The following is a 23,294-nucleotide window of genomic DNA, read 5'->3' on the forward strand; positions in this document are numbered from 1 at the left end:
CACTATGCAATTGCAGAATAAACGTTGTGTGATTACCGGCGCGGCCAGCGGCATTGGGGCGGCGATTGCCGTCCTGTTCGCCCGTGAGGGGGCGAGGTTGATATTGACCGATCGTGACGCCGATAAACTGGCGTGGCAGGTGACGCAATGCCAGCAGCTCGGTGCGGAGTGTCACGCGGTGGTGGCGGATGTTGGTGAGATCAAGGGTGCCACCGCTGGCGTAGACGCCTGCCTCACGCGTTTTGACGGTATTGATGTGCTGGTCAATAACGCCGGGATGTTAACTCAGGCGCGTTGCACGGAGATTACCCTGGCGATGTGGGAAGAGATGATGGCGGTGGATCTGCGTAGCGTGTTTCTCGCCACTCAGCAGGCGCTGCCCGCCATGCAGGCGCAGCGCTGGGGCAGGGTGATTAACATCGCCTCGCAACTGGGGATCAAAGGAGGCGCGGAGTTGTGTCACTATGCCGCCGCCAAAGCCGGTGTGATTGGGTTTACCAAATCGCTGGCGCTGGAAGTCTCGGCGGATAACGTGTTGGTCAACGCCATCGCCCCCGGCCCGATTGAGACGCCACTGATTGATGGCATCAATCAGGCATGGAAGCAGGCTAAAGCGGCTGAATTGCCGCTTGGACGCTTTGGTCGTGCTGAAGAAGTGGCGCCGGTGGCGCTGCTGCTCGCCAGTGAACCCGGCGGCAACTTGTTTGTCGGCCAGACGCTGGGACCCAATTCTGGCGATGTGATGCCCTGACGGAGGCAATGATGTGTGGAGTCTGCGGCCTGCTGGATAACGGGCCGCAGTGGAGCGATCCACTGCGCCAGGATATCCCCCAACGTCAGCTACGTTTGCAACAACTGGCGCTGCTTAACCGCGCGCTCAAGCCGTGGCGACTGACGTTAACCGAGTTTCACAACAGTTGGCTGTTAGCCAGCCCAACCGGACAACAAGTGCTGGTGAATTCTCTGGATGTACTGTGGCAGGAAGCGGAAAAGATGATCCGACGTCCTGTCGATCCACTGGATGATAACTGGCTGAACGTGCTGTAAGGAGAGCGGATGGATTATCAGGAAAAGATACCCTTACACGTACTGAGCGGCTTCCTTGGCAGCGGTAAAACCACCTTGCTGAAAGGCTGGCTGGCGCAACAAAACCTGAATGAGGTCGCGTTGCTGGTCAATGAGTTCGGCGAAGTGGGTATTGACCACCATTTGCTGAATGAAGTGGCACCGGATACCGTGCTGCTGCCGAGTGGCTGCGTCTGCTGTCAGATCCGTGGCGAGTTGAAAACCGCGCTGCTCGATCTGTTTGAACGTCGCACGCGTGGCCTGCTGCCACCGTTTAAGCAGGTGATTCTGGAAACCACCGGACTCGCCGACCCCTCTCCGATTCTTTCAACGCTGCTGCACGATCGACAACTCCAGCATCATTTCATTCAGGGCACGCTGGTGACACTGGTGGATGCAGAACATGCGCGTATGCAGGCGGAACTACAACCTGAATGGCTGGCGCAGGTTAGCGCGGCAGATAAATTGCTGATAAGCAAAAGCGATCGCATCAACCCATCGCAGCAGACCTTGCTGGCTGACTGGCTAGGTCAGCTCAACCCACTCGCACAACTTAGCGATACGCGTACGGCGCTGAACGACCCGCATAGCCTGTTTCTCCTGCCGTTACGCAGCGGTTCACGCCAACAGCGTTTTCGCTGGCTGGGTGCCTGCGCGGATGATGGCTACCGGCTGGCACCGACGACGCACAGCGTTTCACATCCGGTTACGCAAACCTGCGTGATCACTCTGCATCAGTCGTTAAACTGGCCAGCATTTGCTATCTGGCTGTCAATGCTATTACATTGCCACGGTCGCACGGTGCTGCGGATGAAGGGCATTTTACGCGTCAGCGACAGCAGCACGCCGATGGTTATCCACGGTGTGCAACACACCTTACATCCGCCGGTACATCTGCACGACTGGCCCGGTGAGCTGGAGAGTTCAAAACTGGTATTTATTTTGCGCGGTCTGGAGGCCGATCGCCTGCAACAGGCGTTCAGCCGCTACCTGCGGGCGTTTGAGGAGCCATAACGGTATGAATTCTGCGGCAGTGGTCAACGACCAACTGACCTTACGCGTGCTCGGAACCTCCGTCACGCTGCTTGAAATGCTGCGCGTGCGCGCGGAGCAGGATCTCGGCATCAAAATTGAATATATGCTGCGCAGCGTCGAAGATGCGCAGCGCATCGCGGTGATGCATCCCGAAAGTTATGACCTGTACGACCAATGGTTCCACAACATCGATTTTGTCTGGCCTGCACGCGCCATCCAACCGCTGGAGATTAAGCGGCTGACCTGGTGGGACGAAATCAATGCCCTGGCAAAAACCGGCACCCTCAACACCGATGGGGTGCTGGCCGATGGCAGCGTGCCATCGCAACGCTTATATGTGCAACGTGATTTGCACCTCGGCAGCCAGCCAAGCGATCACATCAGTATGCTGCCGCTGACCCACAATGCGGATAGCTTCGCTTATCACGTTGACCGGCTGCCTGCGGCCTTGCAGGGCGCAGAGGAGAGCTGGGGGTGGTTGTTGCATCCGGCGCTTACCGGCCAGGTCGCGTTGCAGGAAGATGCCGCGATGGGGGGACTCGATGCGGCGCTGGCGATGCAGGGCGCGGGGCTGGCGCGGTTTGCCAACACCGGCAACCTGACGCTGGAAGAGATTGATGTGCTGACGCAGGCGCTGTCGCGCCTTAATCGCCACGGGCATTTCGCCGCGTTCTGGGCCACCCAGGAGCAGGCGTGTGATTTGATTGAAAACCGTCAGGTGGAGGTGCAGAGTCTGTGGGCACCGATCTACTTCCGTCACCACTTCCATCAACGTGGTTATAAGATGGCGCATCCGCGCGAAGGCTATCGTGCATGGTATGGCGGCATGTCGTTGTCACGTTGCGCCACCGGCAGAATTAAAGACGCGGCTTACGCTTACCTGAACTGGTGGCAATCCGGCTGGCCGGGGGCGGTGATGGCGCGCCAGGGCTATTACATCTCTAACCCGGAGCGCAGCCGCGCGCATCTCTCTACCGCCGAGTGGGATTTCTGGTATGGCGGCAAACCCGCCGCAGAAATGCTTTACGACGCATGGGGCGCCCCGTTGATACCGGAAGGCGAAAGCCGTGACGGCGGCAGCTATGAACAACGCATGAGCCATATCGCGGTGTGGAACTCGGTGATGGATGAACACAATTATCTGACACGCCGCTGGCAGGATTTTTTGCGTTCGTAATCATTTTATCAATGCGCGATAAATCGCGCCGCTACAACCAGCAAAAACAAGCGTAGCGGCACGATTTATCGCGCTTTTCTTTTAAATGGACCTTGTAGTCATATAGTGACAAAATTATATTAATAGATATTTTGTCACTATATGGATACATACGGAGGGGTTATGTTGCCAGGTATGAAAGCCATCGGCCTGAAATGCCGCGAACGGCGCAAAGCCAAAGGCTGGACCCAACAGGTCGCGGCCTCACGCGCGGGCATCCATCGTACGCTGGTTTCAGAGATCGAGAACGGTGCCTACACTGGCTCGCTCAAGGCGTTTACCCTTTATCTCACCGCGATGGATTTGATGCTGACGGTACAAACCGCGGGTTTACCGCAGTTGGATGAGCTGGAGGCGTTGTTTGATGATGACTGATCTGAGCCAGCTCTCCCGACCCATTCGTCAGATTGAGGTCTATAACGGCGGTGAATACAGTGGCAGGTTGTTGCATGAACACGGCAGTTATAACTTCACCTATGCCAGTCCCGCCAGCCGTCGCGTATCGCTGACCATGTTGCCGGATAACCGTATGGGTTATAACGCCAGCCGGTTATTTAATATCTTTGAGATGAATATCCCGGAAGGGTACGTGCGTTACCATATCGCGGAGCGCTTGCGTCGCTACGTGGGTAGCATCTCCGATATGCTGTTTCTGGCGTTGCAGCAAGATACCGGGATTGGCGCGCTTTCCTACGTCAGCGATATCAATTTACCGCGTCCCACACCGGAGAAGCTGGAGGATTTACTGCGTTGGGATCATAAAGAGAGCGCCTTCCAGTATCTGCTTAACAAATATCTGCTGCAAACCACCATCTCCGGTGTGCAGCCGAAAGTGATGATCAGCAGTGAAAGCCGGGGCACGGTGCTGTATCCCAATCTGATTGCGAAAACCGGTGATGAAGAGTATCCCCGTCTGGCGGAGAACGAGTTTATCTGTATGTCTCTGGCGCGCGCCTGTGGCTTGCCGGTAGCGGATTTTTGGCTCTCAGATAACAAAGAATTGTTCATAATGGAGCGCTTTGATATTCAGGGAGAAAAGCGGCTGGCAATGGAAGATTTCTGCGTGCTGGCAGGTAAGACTTCAGACCATAAATACACGGGTTCATACGAAACAGGTGCCAGAATTGTCAGCCTGTTCACCCGCGATCAGGCGCAGGTTGAGTTGTACTGGCGCTACGTGTTGTTCAGTTGCATGGTGGGCAACGGTGATGCGCATCTGAAAAACTTTTCGCTGGTTTATCAGGCGGAAGGGGCAGCAATGCCACAACTCTCGCCCTTATACGATGTGGTCAATACGCAGATTTACCCAACCAACGATAACGAGCTGGCGTTAAAACTGAATAAAAACAAACAATTTCCCGATCGGGACAGTCTGATTAAATTTGGCCGCGAGTTAAAAATCATTCATCCCGAGCGAGTGTTGGAGGAGTTTGCTGATGTCATCAGCACCCAACTGACGCATTTTGCTGACTTCCCTGAATTGCAGGCTGCCATTGGACGCTCGCTGACCCGCAGCGGTGCAACTAACAACCTGTTCATGAATACCGATGTGAAAAGGCCGAAGAAAAGAAAGACCGATGTATTGCTGAAGTGAAGCGATAAAACGTATCTATATAGTGACAAAAATGAATTTTCCATCAATTTGTTGTTATATGGTGACAATAAAAGAGGCGGCCCGCAGGCCGCCGAAGCATCTCAACTCTCAATGGCAGTGAACATTGAGGAAGCAGTGGCAACACAATGATGAAGTCTTAACCCTTGACTCCCCCGGCGGTCAGCCCGCTGACCAGCCAGCGCTGCGCCAGCAGAAACACCAGCGTAATCGGGATGGCGGAAAGCACCGCCGCAGCGGCGAAGTCGCCCCACAGGTAGTTCTGTGGATTGAGATATTGCTGCATCCCCACCGCCAGCGTGTAGCTGTTGACATCGCGCAACAGCAACGAAGCCACTGGCACCTCGGTAACGGCTGCAATAAAGGCGAGGATAAACACCACCGCCAGGATCGGCACCGACAGCGGGAGTAACACCAGACGAAACGCCTGCCACGGCGTCGCGCCATCCAGGGCGGCGGCCTCTTCCAGCGAACCGTCAATGGTTTCGAAATAGCCTTTGATGGTCCAGACGTGCAGGGCGATGCCCCCCAGATAGGCAAAGATCACGCCACCGTGGGTATTCAGGCCGAGGAACGGCAGGTACTGGCCCAGACGATCAAACAACGCGTAAAGCGCCACCAGCGACAACACCGCCGGAAACATCTGGAAGATCAGCATGCCTTTCAACAGGCTGGCGCGACCGGTGAAGCGCATACGGGCAAAGGCATACGCACAGGTGGTGGAGAGCGCCACGATGCCGAGTGCGCTGATACCGGCAATTTTGACCGAGTTCCACAGCCACAGCAGCACCGGGAAGGGCGGGGGCGTCACGCTGCCATCGGCGTGCTCGACGCTGAAACCGAGCGCCAGCCGCCAGTGTTCCCACGACACCTGATCCGGGATCAAACTCCCGGTGGCAAAGTTTCCGGCACGTAGCGAGATCGCCACCACCATCAGCAGCGGGAACAGGATTGCCGCGATAAAGGCCAGCAACACCAGATGCGTCAGCAGCAGGCGCAATTTCTGCGATTTGGGTTGTACCATCGCCATAACGTCTCCTTAATCGAATTTCATCCGCACGGCTTTCAGGTTAATCACCGCCAGTGCGCCCACCAGCAGGAAGATCAGGGTGGCTATCGCCGCCGCCAGACCAAAGTCCTGACCACCGCCGCCTTCAAAGGCGATACGCCAGGTGTAGTTAACCAGCAGGTCGGTGTAACCCGCCGGAGTGGTGGTGCCAAGCCGGTCGGGGCCACCATTAGTTAACAATTGCACCAGTACGAAGTTATTAAAGTTAAAGGCAAAGCTGGCGATCATGAGCGGCATCAACGGCTTCAGTAACAACGGCAGGGTGATCAAAAAGAAATTCTGCAACGGCCCGGCCCCGTCCATCGCTGAGGCTTCATAAAGATCGTCCGGGATCGCTTTTAACAGCCCCATGCACAAGATCATCATGTAGGGATAGCCCAGCCAGGTATTGACGATCACCAGCATGGCGCGCGCCAGCGTCGGATCGCTGAACCACGCAGGTTGAAAGCCAAACAGCGCCTTAAGCATCACGTTGATTTCGCCGAAGCTCTGGTTAAACAATCCTTTAAAGATCAGGATCGAGATAAATGCCGGAACGGCATACGGCAGGATCAACATCACGCGGTAGACCGCTTTGCCGCGCAAGGCTTCCCACTGCACCAGGCAGGCCAGCACCATCCCCACAGCGACCGTGAGCACCACGGTCAGCAGCGAAAAGATCAACGTCCAGCCGAAGATCGCCAGGAATGGTTTTTGGATCCCTTCATCGGTAAAGACGCGGATAAAGTTTTTCCAGCCGGTATTTACCGTAAACCCGGGACTGAGTTTCTCGCTGCCCCAGCTACCGTCGGCATTGACGCTCTGATAAAAACCACTCAGCCCGTTGGCGCGATAGAAGACGCCGCTTTGTTGGTTTTTCAACCGCCCATCATCACTCAGCAGATAAAGCGGGCGTGTACCGGAAAACTGGCGCAGGGAACTCATCACCAGTTGACGTCCATCCGGCAGTTCCGCATGGATTTGACTGAGCGCCTGACGATGGGCGGTGATAACACGCAAATTGGCACGTTCACCGGCAGGCGGCGTGGCGACCGTGAATTTCAGTGACTGTTCACCCCCGAAGGCAAACGGCGCTGAAACGTAGGTTTGGCCGCTATCGGTCTCGGTCAGTACCAGCTGCCAGCGGTCACCTGCCGCAATCAGGTTGAAATTTAACCCAGCGCCGTCCTGATACTGGCGACTCAGCAACACCTGCTGTGCGCGTTCCAGCGTCAGTTGGTTGGTGCTGCTGTAGTTGGTAAACGCAATGGCGACGGTACAAACCAGCGGGAACAGCACAAACAAACCCATCCCGGCGATACCGGGATAAACATAGCGCCAGGCATACGCACGGCGGTTGGCATAGATCCAGATACCAAGCGCACTGATAACCAGCGAAATCAGGGCAAACAGATATTCACCCTGGATATACATCAGCACCAACAGGTAGCCGACCAGCAGACAGCAGATCCCGACGAGAAGGCCCTTCAGCAACGTGCTTCCCGTTTGCGGTTTTCCTGACATGATCCGGTTTTCCTTAACAGCCAGTGACGAGCCGGATTGCCCCGGCCCGGCGAGTGGAAATTACTTATTCAGACGTGCTTTGGCATCTTTCAGCGCGGCGTCAACCGTCTGACGGCCGCTCAGGGCGTTAAGCGTGGCGGTGCGCATCGCGTACCAGAAGGCCGCCATCTGCGGGATGTTCGGCATAATGTCGCCGTTCTGGGCGTTACTCATGGTGGCGGCAATACGCGGATCTTTCTCGAGCTGCTGCTGGAAGGATTTGAGCGCCACGGCACCCAGCGGTTTGTCTTTATTCACCGCCTCCAGTCCGGTATCGGTCAGCAGATAGTTTTCGAGAAACTCTTTTGCCAGCTCTTTGTTCGGGCTGGCAGCATTGATCCCGGCACTCAACACGCCGACAAAGGCTTTCGACGGCTTGCCATTCAGTGTCGGCAGCAGGGTGACGCCATATTTGATGCCGCTTTTGTCAATATTGCTCCATGCCCAGGGACCGTTAATGGTCATGGCGGTCTGGCCCTTGTTAAACGCCGCTTCCGCGATGGAGTAGTCGGTATCGGCATTGAGGGTTTTGGTTTTGACCTGATCCACCAGGAACTGCAAACCGGCTTTTGCCCCGGCGTTATCGACACCCACGTCTTTCACGTTGTAATGGCCGTCGGCGTATTTAAAGGCGTAGGCACCGCCTGCCGCCAGCAGCGGCCAGGTGAAGTAGGGTTCCTGGAGGTTGAACATCAGAGCGCTTTTGCCTTGTTTACGCATTTGCTTGTCGAGCGCGGCGATCTCTTCCCAGGTTTTGGGCGGGGAGGGCAATAAATCCTTGTTATAAATCAGCGACAGGGCTTCAACTGAAATTGGGTAACCGATCAACTTACCATTGAAACGCACCGCGTCCCAGGTGAACGGGAAGAGTTTTTCCTGAAAATTTTTATCCGGGGTGATTTCCGCCAGCAGGCCCGATTCGGCATAACCGCCAAACCGGTCGTGCGCCCAGAAGATGATATCCGGGCCGTCACCGGTCGCCGCCACCTGCGGGTATTTCTCTTCCATTTTGTCCGGGTGTTCCACCGTCACCTTGATGCCGGTCTCCTGCTCAAACTTTTTCCCCACTTCAGCCAGGCCGTTATAGCCTTTATCGCCGTTGATCCAGATGACCAGTTTTCCTTCTTCGATTTTTGCCATCGCGGTTGCCGAAAATAAAACGGCAGAAAGGGCTGATAAGGCGAGAATGCGTGCGCCGGTTTTCATCGTCATAACTCCATCCTGTTAGCGGTAACGAAAATTTCTGTTGTCGCCACATTGTGTGGATTCAGGTTGCGTTCTCATCCTCCTCCCCTCTACGCCTGTCGCGCGTCCAATGTGATCGCCGTTGCAAAACTGCCCGGTTATCACGGTCTGGCGCACAAAAATGGCGCTGTCAGTTTGTATTGCCGATCACAAAAATGCCTGGCGGCCCCGTCACCCCTGACTGTCAGCCATGCTCTCCTCCTCCCGTCTCCTCCCCCATAAATCCGCCTGGTGTGGAGGATGTTACCGGCGTCAGCCTTGCCCATAGTGGTCGCCGGAGTCTGCCCGCCGTGATACGGGCAAGGATTAGCAAGCTGAGAGGAAAAGCATCATGGCGAGCGTCGCGTTACGCAATGTCACTAAGACCTGGGGCGACACCGAGGTATCGAAAGATATCAATCTGGAGATCGGTGAAGGGGAGTTCGTGGTGTTTGTCGGCCCATCAGGCTGTGGTAAATCCACGCTACTGCGCATGATCGCCGGGCTGGAAACCATCACCCGCGGCGAGTTGTTGATTGGTGATCAACGCATGAATGATGTACCGCCTGCCGAACGTGGCGTTGGCATGGTGTTCCAGTCCTACGCCCTCTATCCCCATCTTTCCGTGGCGGAAAATATGTCCTTCGGCCTGAAACTGGCCGGGGTGAAAAAGGCGGAGATTCAACAACGGGTAAATCAGGTGGCGGAGGTGTTGCAACTGGCGCATCTGCTCGACCGCCGCCCCAAAGCGCTCTCCGGCGGGCAGCGTCAACGTGTCGCCATTGGTCGTACGCTGGTGGCTGAACCCCGCGTGTTTTTGCTGGATGAACCGTTATCCAATCTCGACGCGGCACTGCGTGTGCAGATGCGCATTGAGATTTCCCGTCTGCATAAGCGACTGAAACGCACCATGATTTATGTCACCCACGATCAAGTCGAAGCCATGACGCTGGCTGACAAAATCGTGGTACTGGACACCGGACGCGTCGCCCAGGTCGGTCGTCCACTTGAGCTTTATCACTATCCCGCCAACCGCTTTGTCGCCGGTTTTATTGGCTCCCCCAAGATGAATTTTCTGCCGGTGAAAGTCACCGCGACCTCGATTGAGCAGGTTCAGGTACGGCTGCCCAACGATCAACTGGTGTGGTTGCCGGTGGACAGTGCCGGGGTGCAGGTGGGTAGCAACATGTCGTTAGGCATTCGTCCCGAACATCTGATTTCCAGCGATATCGCCGATGTCACCCTCGAAGGTGAGGTGCAGGTGGTCGAGCAACTCGGTTTTGAAACGCAAATTCACATCCAAATCCCCGCCATCCGTCAGAACCTGGTTTACCGCCAGGAAGACGTGGTGCTGGTAGAAGAGGGCGCCCTGATGGGCATTGGCCTGCCGCCAGAACGTTGCCATCTGTTCCGTGAAGATGGCAGCGCCTGTCGCAGGCTGCATCAGGAGCCTGGTGTTTAGCCCCGTAAAAACAAGAAAAGCAATGACCTCAGGAGATAAAAACATGTTAACTCTGCGCAAACTCCCTCTCGCGGTTGCCATCGCGGCGGGTACGCTCTCTGCCCCATCGATGGCGGTGGATTTCACCGGCTATGCCCGTTCCGGCATCGGCTGGACCGGCAGTGGTGGTGAACAACAATGTTTTCAGGCAACCGGTGCGCAAAGCAAATACCGTCTGGGTAACGAATGCGAAACCTACGCTGAATTGAAACTGGGCCAGGAAGTGTGGAAAGAGGGTGATAAGAGCTTCTATTTCGACACTAACGTGGCCTATTCGGTATCACAGCAAAACGACTGGGAAGCGACCTCCCCGGCGTTCCGTGAAGCCAACGTCAAAGGCAAAAACCTGATTGATGCCCTGCCAGGCGCCACCATGTGGGCCGGTAAGCGCTTCTATCAACGCCATGACGTCCATATGATCGACTTCTACTACTGGGATATCTCCGGTCCGGGCGCGGGTCTGGAAGATGTTGATCTCGGTTTTGGCAAACTCTCCTTCGCTGCCACGCGTTCGTCAGAATCCGGCGGTTCTTACACCTTCTCCAGCGATCAAACGCGTGATTACGCCACCGCCACGGCCAACGATGTGTTCGATATCCGTCTGGCGGGGCTGCAAACTAACCCGAATGGCGTACTGGAACTGGGTGTTGATTACGGACGTGCCAATGAGCGTGATGGCTACCATCTGGAAAATGGCGCGTCAAAAGATGGCTGGATGTTCACAGCTGAACATACCCAAAGCATGCTGAAGGGCTACAACAAGTTTGTGTTGCAATACGCCTCCGATGCCATGACCTCACAAGGCAAAGGGCTGCCACAGGGCACCAGCCTGAATAACAACGGTAATATGTACCGGATCCTCGACCACGGGGCGATTTCGCTGGCGGATCGTTGGGATCTGATGTACGTCGCCATGTACCAGGACATTGATCTCGACAATAACCGTGGTACCGAATGGTACACCGTGGGTGTGCGTCCGATGTACAAATGGACGCCGATCATGAGCACCTTGCTGGAAGTGGGCTACGACAACGTCAAGTCACAACAGGCGAATGAGCGCAACGGTCAGTACAAAATCACCCTCGCGCAACAATGGCAGGCTGGCGACAGCATCTGGTCGCGTCCGGCGCTGCGTCTGTTCGCGACCTACGCCAAATGGGATGAGAAGTGGGGCTACACCAAAGACTCCTCTGGCGATATCACCTCTTTTGCCGCAGCGGATAGCAGCGGTAACGGCATCCTGACCAACAGTCGCGGTAATAACGACGAGTGGACGTTTGGTGCGCAGATGGAGATTTGGTGGTAATTCGCTAGTTTATCGATCGTTTATTCGGCAGCGACGGCCATTGCCTGGTTCCGTCGCTGCTGATCTGCTCATAAGGCCAAAACAATGAAAATGACAAAAACACTGGCGGCGCTCTGCCTGAGTGCTGCGCTGCTGGCGGGGCAAAGTCTGCCAGCCTATGCCGATATCACCCTCGTGCCCCAGGATCTCTCTGCGGCACCGACATTCCCAACCGCCAGCCTGCAACAATTGAGCTGGCTCCCGGTAGATGCTTCGCGCACTCAGGTCAGCAAGTTGTCGAACAGCGCTATCCCGACCGGTGCTGCCGGGGTAACGGGCGCGGTGGCAGCCTATAGCCTGCCTGCCAATATCGGTGAACTGAACGTCACTTTAACCAGCGAGGTGGAAAACAATCAGGTGTTCGCACCGAACGTTCTGGTGCTGGATGAAAACCTGCGTCCCGCTGCCTGGTTTCCGAGTAAGTTCTTTACCTATCAGCAACCGGGTGTGATGACACCGGACCGACTGGAAGGGTTGATGAAGCTGACGCCGGTGCCCGGCCAGCGCAAGATTTACTTGCTGGTGTTTACTACCGAGCAGGATCTGACGCAAACCACCACGTTGCTGGACCCGGCCAAGGCGTATGCCAAAGGCACCAGCAACGCGATACCTGATATTCCTGATCCGATCGCGCGCCACACCGGCACCGGTACGCTGAAGCTGAAAGTCAAAACCAGTTCTGGCTCGTCAATCCTGGTGGGGCCGTTGTTTGGTTCGTCCGGCCCGGCACCGGTGATGGTCGGCAGTACCCAGGCGGCAACGCCAGCCGTTGTGACAACGTCACCTGCACCAAAAAGCGCGCCGATTATGAATGACACCGAGAGCTACTTTAATCAGAACATCCGCCATGCGGTTGAGCAGGGCAACATTGATAAAGCGCTCAAACTGCTGGATGAGGCCGAACGGCTGGGATCAACCACCGCACGGCCAACGTTTATCAGCAGTGTTAAAGGCAAGGGGTGATGTTACCCCGGCAGTGCTGAGTTGCCCCACCTGGTGCGCTACGGCGCACCTTTTTTATGCGTGCAATAATCGCGTGATAAATCACGCCGCTACGGAACGGCCCGTAGCGGCGCGATTTATCGCGCAAACTAACTGATCTGCCGCCGCTGGTGGATATCCGCCAGCAAAGCATTGACCTGCGCATCACGAAACAGCGTTTCCAGCGTGACGCGCAATTTACGCCGCCAGTTGGGATACTGATCGGTGGTGCCCGGTATATTCACCGGTGTGGCCATATCCAGCCAGTCCTCGGGTTGCAGTCCAAGCAAGGCGCTGCGGCTGTCGGCCAGAAAGCCGTGCATTGCATGGTTCAGCGTGGTGTTCATCACGGTCTGACGGGTAAATTTCGCCAGGTAGCCAGTACGGCGCAGGCTGCGCACCAGCGCCTGTTTAGCCGCCCGCCGCTGTTGATGCAACCCGGCGAGGATAATTTTGTCAGGATACAGCCCCAATTTGCTGCCGGTCGTCAGGTCATCACTTTGCCACCAGCCACGCAGCGTCGGCATATCATGGGTGGTGGCGACCGCCATCGCCTGACGCAGCCATTGGCGCGGTGGGCGAAAACCCGTTGCCGAGGTTTGCTCAAAATAAAGCACTTTGTAGGAATACACCCCGGCGTCACGCAGTTTGCCAATAATCGCGTCCGGCACGGTTCCCAAATCTTCGCCAATCACCATACAGCGATGACGCTGGCTCTCGAGCGCCAGGATGGCCAGCAGGTCGTCAATCGGATAGTGGACATAGGCACCCTGGGCCGCGTTGCCGTCGCGCGGGATCCACCACAGACGCAGCAGCGCCATCACATGATCAATGCGCAATGCCCCGCAGTCGCGCATATTCGCCCGCAGCAGGGTAATCCAGGGTTGATAGGCTCGCGCCTGCATTACTTGCGGGTCCATCGGCGGCAATCCCCAATTCTGACCAAGCGGGCCAAGAATATCCGGTGGAGCGCCAACGCTGGCCTGTAAACAATACAGATGGCGATCGCCCCAGGTTTCCGCGCCACCTTGTGCCACCCCCACCGCCAGGTCACGGTATAACCCGATTGGCATTTGCTGTTGCTGGCACACCTCCCAGCAGGCGGCAAACTGGCGGGCGGCCAGCCACTGGAGCCACAGGTAAAAATTCACCTCATCGCTGTGTTCAATACGAAAGGCGCGTACCGCTGCGCTGTCAGGATGCTGCCAGACCTGCGGCCACACCTGCCAACCATAATTACCCTCGTCCTGCGCCAGCAACGCCGCATGTAGCGCATCGAACACCCCCTGAAGTTGCAAACTTTCACCGCCGGCGGTGACGAAGGCTTCAAAGGCATTGACGTCGGGATCGGCCAGGTCGCGCTGGCAGAAATGTGTCCAGGCGAGACGCAGCGCGGTCAGTTTGAGTTGCGTTACGGCACGATAATCCACCCAGTCGCTGGCACGCACGTCCTGCCATATCTGCCGCGTCGCGGGGGATTGCCACCAGCGTTGTGCATCCTCGCTCCGGATAAAATCGTCCACCGCATTCACGTCGATATAAATAACATTTAACCAGCGGCGTGATGAGGGGCTGTAAGGGCTGGCGCTCTCCGGCATCCCCGGAAACAGGGCGTGCAGGGGATTCAGACCAATGAAGGCACCGCCACGCTGCGCCACTTGCTGAAGCATCAGTTTCAAATCGCCAAAGTCACCGATGCCCCAGTTATGCTCTGATCTCAGAGTATAGAGCTGGACGCAGGCTCCCCACAGCGATTCACCGTTCAGCAGTTCGCCCGGCTCATAACAACGTGACGGTGTCACGATAATCTTGCAGTTAAAGCTGTTGCCGGCTGATGACAGCGTAAGCTGATGATATCCCTCTGGTAAAACGGGTAAACGTAGCGATTGGTCCGGGACGCATTGTCCTGACCACTCATCGCCGCTTTCGCTTTGCAGCCGCCAGAGCGCCGGACCGGTCAGGGTTGGTGATAACTCCAGCGGCTGACCGTGCTGAAACACCCTCACGGCGGGTAACGGCGCTCGCTCAGCAACAGCGGGTTGCATGGCCGCCAGCAGGCGCTGGCGGGTATCGGCGGAAATAGTTTGCGACTGGCCGTGGGCATCGATGTAATCCAGCGCGATGAGATTGTGTGGTTTCATCGGATTCCTCAGCGTTCCGCCTGCCAGATACGTTGCTGATAATCACGGATCGACCGATCGGAGCTGAACATGCCGCAACGCGCGGTGTTCAGGATCGCGGCACGCGTCCAGCCTTCCTGATCGGCCCACAACGTTTCCGCCTGTTCCTGAGCCTTCAGGTAGTGACGGAAGTCAGCCAGCACCAGATATGGATCGCCGCCCTGCGCGTTAAGGCTGTGCAGCAATTCGGCAAAGGCGTGGGTATCGCCATCGCTAAAGGTGCCATCTTCCAGCGCCTTCAGCACCTGATCGAGCTGACGATCCTTCTTGCGCCACACGGCGGGAGCGTAACCCTGTGCTTTCAACGCGTTAACCTGTTCAACGGTGTGACCGAAGATAAAAATATTTTCGCTGCCAACCTGCTCCGCAATCTCGACATTTGCCCCGTCAAGCGTGCCGATGGTCAGAGCGCCGTTCAACGCCAGCTTCATATTGCCGGTGCCGGACGCTTCTTTTCCGGCGGTGGAGATCTGCTCAGAAAGATCGGCGGCAGGGATCAGGCGCTCCGCCACCGAGATGTTGTAGTCGGGGATGAACACCACCTTCAACCGGTTACCGACACGCGGGTCGTGATTGATGACGTGCGCCACTTTGTTGATGGCGTAGATGATGTTTTTCGCCAGTGCATAGCCCGGTGCAGCTTTGGCACCAAACAACACCACACGCGGCGCGAGATTCGCCTGCGGATCGCTCACCAGCGTCTGCCACAACGCGATGATGTGCAGCAATGTCAGGTGTTGGCGTTTGTATTCATGCAGACGCTTAATCTGCACGTCAAACATCGCTTCAGGATTAATAGCGATGCCGGTGCGCGCCAGAACCCAATGCGCCAGCTCAACTTTATTGTGTTGCTTGATGGCACGATAGTGCGCGCGGAAGTCGGCATCATCGGCAAAGGCTTCGAGGCCCTGCAACGCATCCAGATTGTTGATCCAGGGTTGCGCTAAGGTGTCGCTGATAAGCCGCGCCAGTGACGGGTTGCATTGATTAATCCAACGCCGGGGGGTGATACCGTTGGTGACGTTATGGAATTTCTCCGGCCACAAGCTGTGATATTCAGGAAACAGATCCTGCACCACCAGTTGTGAATGCATCGCCGCGACGCCGTTCACTGCGAAGCCGCCCACCACGCAGAGGTTTGCCATCCGCAGTTGGTTGTTATGCACCAGCGCCAGCTTCGCCCAGCACGCGTCATCGCCCGGCCAGCGCGCATCGACCTGCTTTTTAAGCTGGGTATTGAGGGTGTTGATGATCATCATATGGCGCGGCAGTAGGGCGCGTACCATACGCACGTCCCAGCACTCCAGCGCTTCCGGCATCAGCGTATGGTTGGTGTAAGCAAAGGTGCGGCGGGTGATCTGCCAGGCCTGTTCCCAATCCATCTGATGCTCATCCAGCAACAGACGCATCAGCTCAGGGATCGCCAGTGTGGGGTGGGTGTCATTGAGCTGAATCACTTCGTAATCCGGCAACGTGGCGATGGGGCGTCCGGCCTGATGGTGGCGACGCAGGATGTCCGCCAGCGAGCAGGCACACTGAAAATATTGCTGCATCAGACGGAGCTTTTTGCCTGCTGCATGATTGTCGTTGGGGTAGAGAACCTTGGTCAGTTTCTCGGCATCAATGCCGGGTTGCTCGGCACGTAAAAAGTCGCCATCGTTAAAGCGTTGCAGGTCGAAAGGCTGTGCATGCTTTGCCTGCCACAGACGCAGCGGTTGCGTGATGCCATTTTCAAAACCGACCACCGGCAAATCCCAGGCTTCACCCTGCAACAGGAACGCCGGTTGCCAACGTGTATTGATCACCTTGCCACCAATGCCAACCGTGACGTTTAACGCGGCGTTATGGCTAAACCACGGATAGCGATCGCGCTGCCAGTCATCCGGCAGTTCCTGTTGCTTACCTTCGACAAAACGCTGGCGAAACAGGCCATATTGATAATTCAGGCCATAGCCGATTGCCGGTTGTCCCACGGTGGCCATCGAGTCAAGAAAACAGGCAGCCAGACGGCCCAGCCCACCGTTGCCCAATGCCGGATCGGTTTCACATTCCAGCACCTCACTCAGATTAATGTCCCACTGTTTCAGCGCATCGTTAACGGCGTCATACCATCCCAGATTCAGCAAGTTGTTCCCGGTCAGACGCCCAAGCAGAAATTCCATCGAGAGATAGTTAACGTGACGTTGAGGTGTGCTGCGGGCGTGAGCGGGAAGATCAGCCAGCATATCGGCCAGTGCACCACTCAGGGCATGCCACCACTGATGTGGTGTCATGTCGCGTGCATCGCGTAAACCAAAACGTTGCCACTGGCGGGTGAGGGATTGCATAAAACGTGAACGATCAAAAAGCTGTGTCATAACCGGATGTCCTGTGAGAGCGAATAAAGTCTGCCCGCCAGTGTGCCTGTGGCTGGCTATACGCTCCTCCTCCTGCGGTAAATTCACCAGGGAGGATAAGCAGGGTGGAGAGGGTGAGGGGAATCTGAAAGTGTGTCAGGAATGTGATAACTGCCGCTTTTGTAAAGATTACTTAATGAGTTTGCTTGCAATCACTCCGCGAATAATCGAAGTTGTGTGAATAATAATTTCGAAGCGTAAAAAAATAATCGCTAAATGTAAGGGAGATGCATGCGTCTATGTTAATACCCTCGAAACTCAGTCGCCCTGTCCGTCTGGAAAGCACCGTCACGCGTGACCGCCTGCTGCAAAAACTCACCGCAGCCGGTAATTATCGGCTGGTGTTGGTGACCAGCCCCGCAGGCTACGGTAAGACCACGCTGGTTTCACAGTGGGCGGCGGACCAAAGCAATCTGGGGTGGTATTCACTGGACGAGGGGGATAATCATCCCGAACCTTTTGCTGATTATCTGATCGCTGCGTTGCAACAAGCTACGCAAGGGGGGTGTCCCCGCAGCGAGTTGCTGGCACAAAAGCGTCAGTACATGAACCTCAATGCATTATTTGCGCAACTGTTTATTGAGCTGACGGAGTGGCAAAAACCGCTGTGGCTGATTGTCGATGATTATCATCACATCACTAATCCCGCCATTCATGAGGCAATGCGCTTCTTTTTGCGCCATCAACCCGACAATCTCACGGTGGTTCTGCTGTCACGTAATTTGCCGCAACTGGGTATCGCCAATCTGCGGGTACGTGAACAAATGATTGAACTGAGTAGCCAGCAGCTGGCCTTTACCCATCAGGAGGCGAAGCAGTTTTTTGATGGGCGTCTGACGGCACCGCTCGCCTGTGAAGAGAGCAACCAACTGTGTGATGACGTAGCAGGCTGGGCCACTGCCTTGCAGTTGATTGCGCTCTCCGCCCGTCAGGGGGCCAGCTCCGCCCAGGATTCTGCGCGTCGCCTTTCTGGCATCAACGCCAGCCATCTTTCGGATTATCTGGTGGAGGAGGTGCTCGACAACGTTGACGTCGCCACACGTCATTTTCTGCTGAAAAGTGCGCTGCTGCGTTCCATGAACGATGCGCTGATTACTTGCGTTACCGGGGAAGAGAACGGACAGATGCGGCTGGAAGAGATCGAGCGGCAGGGGTTGTTTTTACAACGTATGGATAATTCCGGGCAATGGTTTAGCTATCATCCGTTGTTTGGCAGTTTTTTGCGGCTGCGTTGTCAGTGGGAACTTGCCGCCGAGTTGCCCGCTATTCATCGCGCCGCCGCAGAAAGCTGGATGGCGCAGGGGTACCCGCGCGAAGCTATTCATCATGCGCTGGCGTCCGGTGATGCAGGGATGTTACGTGATGTGTTACTCGTCCATGCCTGGACGCTGTTTAATCAGAGCGAATTAACACTGCTCGAGGCATCGCTCAAAACCTTGCCGTGGGAGACGTTGCTGGAGAATCCTCGGCTGGTGTTATTACAGGCGTGGTTGATGCAAAGTCAGCATCGTTTTTATGAGGTTAACAGCCTGCTGGCACGCTTTGAAGCGGCGTGTTGTCGCGATATCGACGAGGCATTACGCGGGGAATTTAACGCGGTTCGTGCCCAGGTCACCATCAACAATGGCAACGCCGAGGAAGCGGAACATCTGGCGATGCTGGCGCTGGAGAGCCTGCCTGAAAGTTGTTATTACAGCCGTATTGTCGCCACGTCGGTGCTGGGTGAAGTGATGCATTGTAAAGGCGACCTGGTTAATTCATTAAAGCTGATGCGTCAGACGGAGCAAATGGCGCGACGTGACGAAACCTGGCACTACGCGCTGTGGAGCCTGATTCAACAGAGTGAAATTCTGTTTGCTCAGGGTTTTTTGCAGGGCGCGTATGAGACACAGGAGCGGGCGTTTGTGTTGGTGAATGAACAACACCTGGCGCAATTTCCTCTACATGAGTTCCTGTTACGCATCCGCGCGCAACTGATGTGGGCATGGGGGCGGCTGGATGAGGCCGAGCAGGCGGCTCGCGCGGGTATCCGGGTGTTGAAAGGGTATCAGCAGCAGCAACAAATTCAGTGCCTGGGCCTGCTGGCACAATGCTCGCTGGCGCGGGGCAATCTGGATAATGCCCGCAGTCACCTGAATCGGCTGGAAAACCTGCTGAATAACGGTAACTGGCACAGTGACTGGATCGCCAATGCTGACGAGGTACGGGTGATTTACTGGCAGATGACCGGGGATAAACAAAGCGCCAATACCTGGATGCGTCAGACGGCGAAACCGGCGTTCGCCAATAATCATTTTCTGCAAGGCCAGTGGCGTAACGTGGCACGAGCACAGATCATGTCGGGTAATATGACGCAGGCAGAGGTGGTGCTGGATGAATTGAATGACAACGCACGCGCACTACGATTGATGAGTGATTTGAACCGCAATTTGCTTCTGATGAACCAAATCTACTGGCAAACCGATCGCAAAGTTGATGCACAGCGAACCTTAATTGAAGCCCTGAAGTTGGCCCGCAGCACGGGTTTTGTCAGCCATTTTGTTATTGAGGGGGAGATGATGGCGCAGCAATTGCGGCAACTGATTCAGCTCAATATTCTGGATGAACTGGATAACCACCGGGCGCGACGTATCCTTGATGAACTGAATAAACATCACCGCCATAAATTTGCTCATTTTGATGAGGGTTTTGTCAGCCGTTTGTTAAATCATCCTGATGTTCCGGAACTCATTCGCACCAGCCCATTAACGCAGCGGGAATGGCAAGTGCTGGGACTGATCTATTCTGGCTACAGCAATGAACAGATTGCCGGTGAGCTGGCGATCGCGGCAACAACCATTAAAACGCACATTCGGAATCTGTATCAAAAGTTAGGGGTGTCTCATCGTTCGCAAGCGGTGAATCAGGCGCAGTCAATGTTAAGAATGATGGGGTATGTTTAATGATTTAACCCGTTAAACTCAGTGCCAATAATAAGCGTGGCGGGTGATTTTTTTATTATCTTTCTTTCTGGTCCTGGTTATGACGTCTATATTTATCAGCAGACTGGTTTCATATCGAGGCAGATATGTTTCTAAACTACTTTGCACTGGGCGTTCTGATCTTTGTATTCCTTATTATTTTTTACGGGATAATTATCCTGCACGATATCCCTTATCTTATTGCAAAATCACGTAATCATCCTCACGCCGATGCGATACATGTGGCTGGCTGGGTGAGCCTTTTTACGCTTCATGTTATCTGGCCATTTCTCTGGATATGGGCCACCCTGTATCGCCCGGAACGGGGTTGGGGAATGCAAAGTCAAAATGATTCGCTGGAACTACTTAAGTTACGCGTTGCTGAACTGGAGCGAAAACAGGGTATAAGTAACGCTCCTCCTGCGGAGTAATCGTATGGATTTACTGATTATTTTGACCTATGTTGCGTTTGCGTGGGCCATTTTTAAACTATTCAAAATACCGGTTAATAAATGGACGGTGCCAACAGCCGCATTGGGTGGCGTTTTTCTGGTAGGCGCACTTATCCTGTTGATGAACTATAACCATCCCTATACTGCTCTGGCACAAAAAGCGGTGATATCCATTCCTGTTACGCCGCAGGTCACCGGTATTGTTAAAGAAGTGACCAACAAAACGAACACTGAAATTAAAAAAGGAGAGATGCTTTTTCGCCTGGACAGTACGCGTTATCAGGCGCGGGTGGACAGATTAAAGGCAGATTTAGCGACGGCCATTTCAAATATTCAGACGCTGAAGAGTCAATTAGATGAGGCCATTGCGAATACGAGCAATGTATCAGCAGAACGCGACCGTTTATTAAAAGACTACCAGCGTTATTTACAGGGAAGCAAAGCAAAGGTTAATCCATTTTCGGAAAGTGATATTGATCATGCGCGCCAGAACTACTTAGCCCAGGATGCATTGGTAAAAAGTTCGGTGGCGGAACAGGCGCAGATCAAAAGCCAACTCGATAGCACGGTTAATGGAGAACAATCACAAATTGTCAGCCTGCGCGCGCAACTGGCGGAAGCACAGTACAACCTGGACCAAACCATCGTTCGGGCGCCGAGCGATGGTTATGTTACCCAGGTGCTGATCCGTCCCGGCACCTATGCCGCAGCCTTGCCACTGCGACCAGTGATGATTTTTATTCCTGAGCAAAAACGACAGATCATTGCGCAATTCCGACAAAATTCATTGCTACGTCTGGAGCCGGGGGATGAAGCTGAAGTGGTATTTACTGCAATTCCGGGTCAGGTCTTTCCCGGGAAATTGACCAGCATTCTTCCGGTAGTTCCTGGCGGCAGCTATCAGGCACAGGGGACGCTACAATCGCTGACCATCACACCTGGCTCTGATGGTGTCCTGGCAGTGATTGAACTGCAACCGAATGCTGATGTGGATGCATTACCCGATGGCATCTTTGCTCAGGTTGCTGTTTATTCAGATCACTTTACACACGTATCGGTGATGCGGAAGGTGCTGCTGCGAATGACCAGCTGGATGCATTATCTCTATCTGGACCATTAAAACCCAGCAGGCGCCGCTACGGGAGAGGAGGTATTCCGGGATTAACGGGATATCGTATTTAACATAATTCACGTTATGTGCACTTCCATTTGTTACTCCAAAACGCTAATGTCGTACGGAACAATTTACAGATTTCGTCCCTGAACTAGTCTTAAATTTCCTCAGGCTCAGCTCAGGATGCAGACTTTATGTTGGTGACCATGACAGATAAAGATCTTTACCGGCTCGGCATCATTCAGCGCGTTCACGATCACACTCTGCTCCAGCGTGAAGCCGCACTCCTTCTCGGGAACAGTATGGCAATCCGCTAACGCTTTATAAACCGCACCGGCATACTGCGAATCCCGGTATGTTTATTACTGCGCACCCAATTAACGTCACCATCCAGGCTGAAGCCATCCACATGCGCCAACAGATGACGCAAAATAACGCGCATTTCCAGCCTTGCCAGTTGGGCACCAAGACAACTGTGTCCCCCACCCCCAAATGCCAGATGCAGGTTTTTTTGGCGGCCAATATCAAACGCAAAAGGTTGCTCATAATACACTTCATCCCGGTTGGCAGATGCCCACCATAACGTCACTTTTTCTCCACAGCGAATCAGACGATCACCGATAACCACATCGCGTGTTGCCGTCCGACGGTTATAGGGCGTAGGGGATGTCCAGCGCAGAATCTCGTCAAGTGCTGAATTCATCAGACTGCCATCTTGTTGCAGACGCTGCCACTGCGCTGGATGCTGAATAAAGGCCAGAATGCCACCAGCAATCGCGTTACGCGTGGTTTCCAGCCCCGCTACCATCACCACGCTGAACACCATGAGCTGCTCCAGCGGCGTCAGTTTTCCCAACCCTTTGGGTAATTCGCCGGTAACGGCCAGTGACACAATATCGCTGCCTGGATTCTGGCGTTTTTCTTCGACGAACTTATGTCCATAGGCCATAAAGTTCTTCATTCCCTGCTGGCTACTGATGCTGGTTTCACCCAACTGACGGTCTGAATAGTCCAGCACAGCGTTAATCCACGCAAAAATCTGATGACGGTCATCATGTGGAATTCCGACTAAATTGGCGATAGCAAATAACGGCAGCTCGGCCGCGATGGCAGAGACAAAATCGACACGTTCCTGTTGCAGCGCGGCCTGCACGGCCGAGCCTGCGGCGGCAAAAAGTATATTCTCCATCGCCGCCACACGGGCATTGGTGATAGCCGGGCCAATCAACCTGCGAAGCGCCTTGTGGCGTGGGTCATCCATCATATTGATTACCGACCCCGGTCCCATTTCGCGTGGCAAATCCTCAATCATGGTGCCCCCGCCTGACCGGTCACCACCACCGGCGGAGGAAAAGGTGTCGTTGTCTTTTGCGATAAGCGCAATATCCTGATAGCGAGTGAACACCCAAAACCCTTCACCATCAGGCGTAAGCGCTGTCCGGGGATGGAACAAAGCCCCATCATGGCGGCGTAGCTCTGTGAATACGTGATGTGGAAATCCGTGACTGAACAGGTCCAGATTGGTCAGATCCACATCAGGCAACGGCCAATACTGCGCAGCCTGTTCACTGCTGAAAATCACTTCGGACATCATTACCTCCC

The 23,294-nt window shown here is 55.0% G+C and carries 18 protein-coding genes; 12 read left to right on the forward strand and 6 right to left on the reverse strand.

What is annotated here, in order from left to right:
* Positions 1-4 precede the first annotated feature (4 nt).
* The 6 genes from AC6I8N_RS21575 (at position 5) to AC6I8N_RS21600 (ending at position 4,910) form a co-directional block, all read left to right on the forward strand.
* Positions 5-751, forward strand: a complete 747-nt coding sequence (locus tag AC6I8N_RS21575) for an SDR family NAD(P)-dependent oxidoreductase (RefSeq protein WP_497831119.1) — start codon at positions 5-7, stop codon at positions 749-751.
* 11 nt (positions 752-762) lie between these two features.
* Positions 763-1,047, forward strand: coding sequence for a hypothetical protein (locus AC6I8N_RS21580; protein ID WP_208726583.1), 285 nt, complete (start codon positions 763-765; stop codon positions 1,045-1,047).
* Between the two features lie 9 nt (positions 1,048-1,056).
* Complete coding sequence (locus tag AC6I8N_RS21585) at positions 1,057-2,079, forward strand: CobW family GTP-binding protein (protein WP_497831120.1); 1,023 nt, start codon at positions 1,057-1,059, stop codon at positions 2,077-2,079.
* A gap of 4 nt (positions 2,080-2,083) precedes the next feature.
* Positions 2,084-3,277, forward strand: a complete 1,194-nt coding sequence (locus AC6I8N_RS21590; protein ID WP_497831121.1) for an ABC transporter substrate-binding protein — start codon at positions 2,084-2,086, stop codon at positions 3,275-3,277.
* 162 nt (positions 3,278-3,439) lie between these two features.
* A complete protein-coding gene (locus tag AC6I8N_RS21595) occupies positions 3,440-3,691 on the forward strand; it encodes a helix-turn-helix domain-containing protein (protein ID WP_208726529.1) in 252 nt (83 codons plus the stop codon).
* Complete coding sequence (locus AC6I8N_RS21600) at positions 3,681-4,910, forward strand: type II toxin-antitoxin system HipA family toxin (RefSeq protein ID WP_497831122.1); 1,230 nt, start codon at positions 3,681-3,683, stop codon at positions 4,908-4,910. Before AC6I8N_RS21595 ends, AC6I8N_RS21600 begins: the two co-directional genes overlap by 11 nt.
* Before the next feature lie 157 nt (positions 4,911-5,067).
* Here AC6I8N_RS21600 and malG read toward each other — a convergent pair whose 3' ends face one another.
* From malG to malE, 3 genes are read right to left on the reverse strand one after another with little or no spacing between them, the layout of a single operon-like run.
* Positions 5,068-5,958 (reverse strand): maltose ABC transporter permease MalG, encoded by an 891-nt coding sequence (gene malG, locus AC6I8N_RS21605; protein WP_208726532.1) that lies wholly within the window; start codon positions 5,956-5,958, stop codon positions 5,068-5,070.
* A 9-nt stretch (positions 5,959-5,967) separates the two neighbouring features.
* On the reverse strand, positions 5,968-7,500 hold the full coding sequence (gene malF / locus AC6I8N_RS21610) for a maltose ABC transporter permease MalF (protein ID WP_497831123.1): 1,533 nt from the start codon (positions 7,498-7,500) through the stop codon (positions 5,968-5,970).
* A 60-nt stretch (positions 7,501-7,560) separates the two neighbouring features.
* Positions 7,561-8,751: a maltose/maltodextrin ABC transporter substrate-binding protein MalE gene (gene malE / locus AC6I8N_RS21615; protein WP_497831124.1), complete on the reverse strand. Its 1,191-nt coding sequence runs from the start codon at positions 8,749-8,751 to the stop codon at positions 7,561-7,563.
* 364 nt (positions 8,752-9,115) lie between these two features.
* On the opposite strand from malE, the gene malK reads away from it, so the two are divergent.
* The 3 genes from malK to malM all read left to right on the forward strand — a co-directional run bounded on the left by malK (position 9,116) and on the right by malM (position 12,572).
* Entirely contained in the window at positions 9,116-10,225 is a 1,110-nt protein-coding gene (gene malK, locus AC6I8N_RS21620; protein ID WP_497831125.1) for a maltose/maltodextrin ABC transporter ATP-binding protein MalK, read from the forward strand.
* Positions 10,226-10,268: 43 nt separating this feature from the next.
* Positions 10,269-11,570 carry a maltoporin gene (locus tag AC6I8N_RS21625; protein ID WP_415175480.1) on the forward strand — a complete coding sequence of 434 codons (1,302 nt, stop codon included), beginning with the start codon at positions 10,269-10,271 and terminating at the stop codon, positions 11,568-11,570.
* Between the two features lie 84 nt (positions 11,571-11,654).
* Positions 11,655-12,572, forward strand: a complete 918-nt coding sequence (malM, locus tag AC6I8N_RS21630; RefSeq protein ID WP_497831126.1) for a maltose operon protein MalM — start codon at positions 11,655-11,657, stop codon at positions 12,570-12,572.
* A 128-nt stretch (positions 12,573-12,700) separates the two neighbouring features.
* On the opposite strand, the gene malQ is transcribed toward malM, so the two are convergent.
* Together malQ and malP are read right to left on the reverse strand one after the other, a co-directional pair.
* On the reverse strand, positions 12,701-14,731 hold the full coding sequence (gene malQ, locus AC6I8N_RS21635) for a 4-alpha-glucanotransferase (RefSeq protein ID WP_497831127.1): 2,031 nt from the start codon (positions 14,729-14,731) through the stop codon (positions 12,701-12,703).
* Positions 14,732-14,739: 8 nt separating this feature from the next.
* Positions 14,740-17,127 (reverse strand): maltodextrin phosphorylase, encoded by a 2,388-nt coding sequence (gene malP / locus AC6I8N_RS21640; protein ID WP_497831128.1) that lies wholly within the window; start codon positions 17,125-17,127, stop codon positions 14,740-14,742.
* A gap of 278 nt (positions 17,128-17,405) precedes the next feature.
* Here malP and malT point away from each other — a divergent pair, with 278 nt between their 5' ends.
* The 3 genes from malT (at position 17,406) to AC6I8N_RS21655 (ending at position 21,698) form a co-directional block, all read left to right on the forward strand.
* Positions 17,406-20,108 (forward strand): HTH-type transcriptional regulator MalT, encoded by a 2,703-nt coding sequence (gene malT / locus AC6I8N_RS21645; RefSeq protein ID WP_497831129.1) that lies wholly within the window; start codon positions 17,406-17,408, stop codon positions 20,106-20,108.
* 125 nt (positions 20,109-20,233) lie between these two features.
* On the forward strand, positions 20,234-20,557 hold the full coding sequence (locus tag AC6I8N_RS21650) for a DUF3302 domain-containing protein (RefSeq protein ID WP_208725604.1): 324 nt from the start codon (positions 20,234-20,236) through the stop codon (positions 20,555-20,557).
* A 4-nt stretch (positions 20,558-20,561) separates the two neighbouring features.
* Positions 20,562-21,698, forward strand: a complete 1,137-nt coding sequence (locus AC6I8N_RS21655; protein WP_497831130.1) for an HlyD family secretion protein — start codon at positions 20,562-20,564, stop codon at positions 21,696-21,698.
* 307 nt (positions 21,699-22,005) lie between these two features.
* On the opposite strand, the gene AC6I8N_RS21660 is transcribed toward AC6I8N_RS21655, so the two are convergent.
* Complete coding sequence (locus AC6I8N_RS21660) at positions 22,006-23,286, reverse strand: cytochrome P450 (RefSeq protein WP_497831131.1); 1,281 nt, start codon at positions 23,284-23,286, stop codon at positions 22,006-22,008.
* Positions 23,287-23,294: the final 8 nt, after the last annotated feature.

It is taken from the genome of Pantoea sp. X-Soil-TKNS-1279, assembly GCF_059730565.1.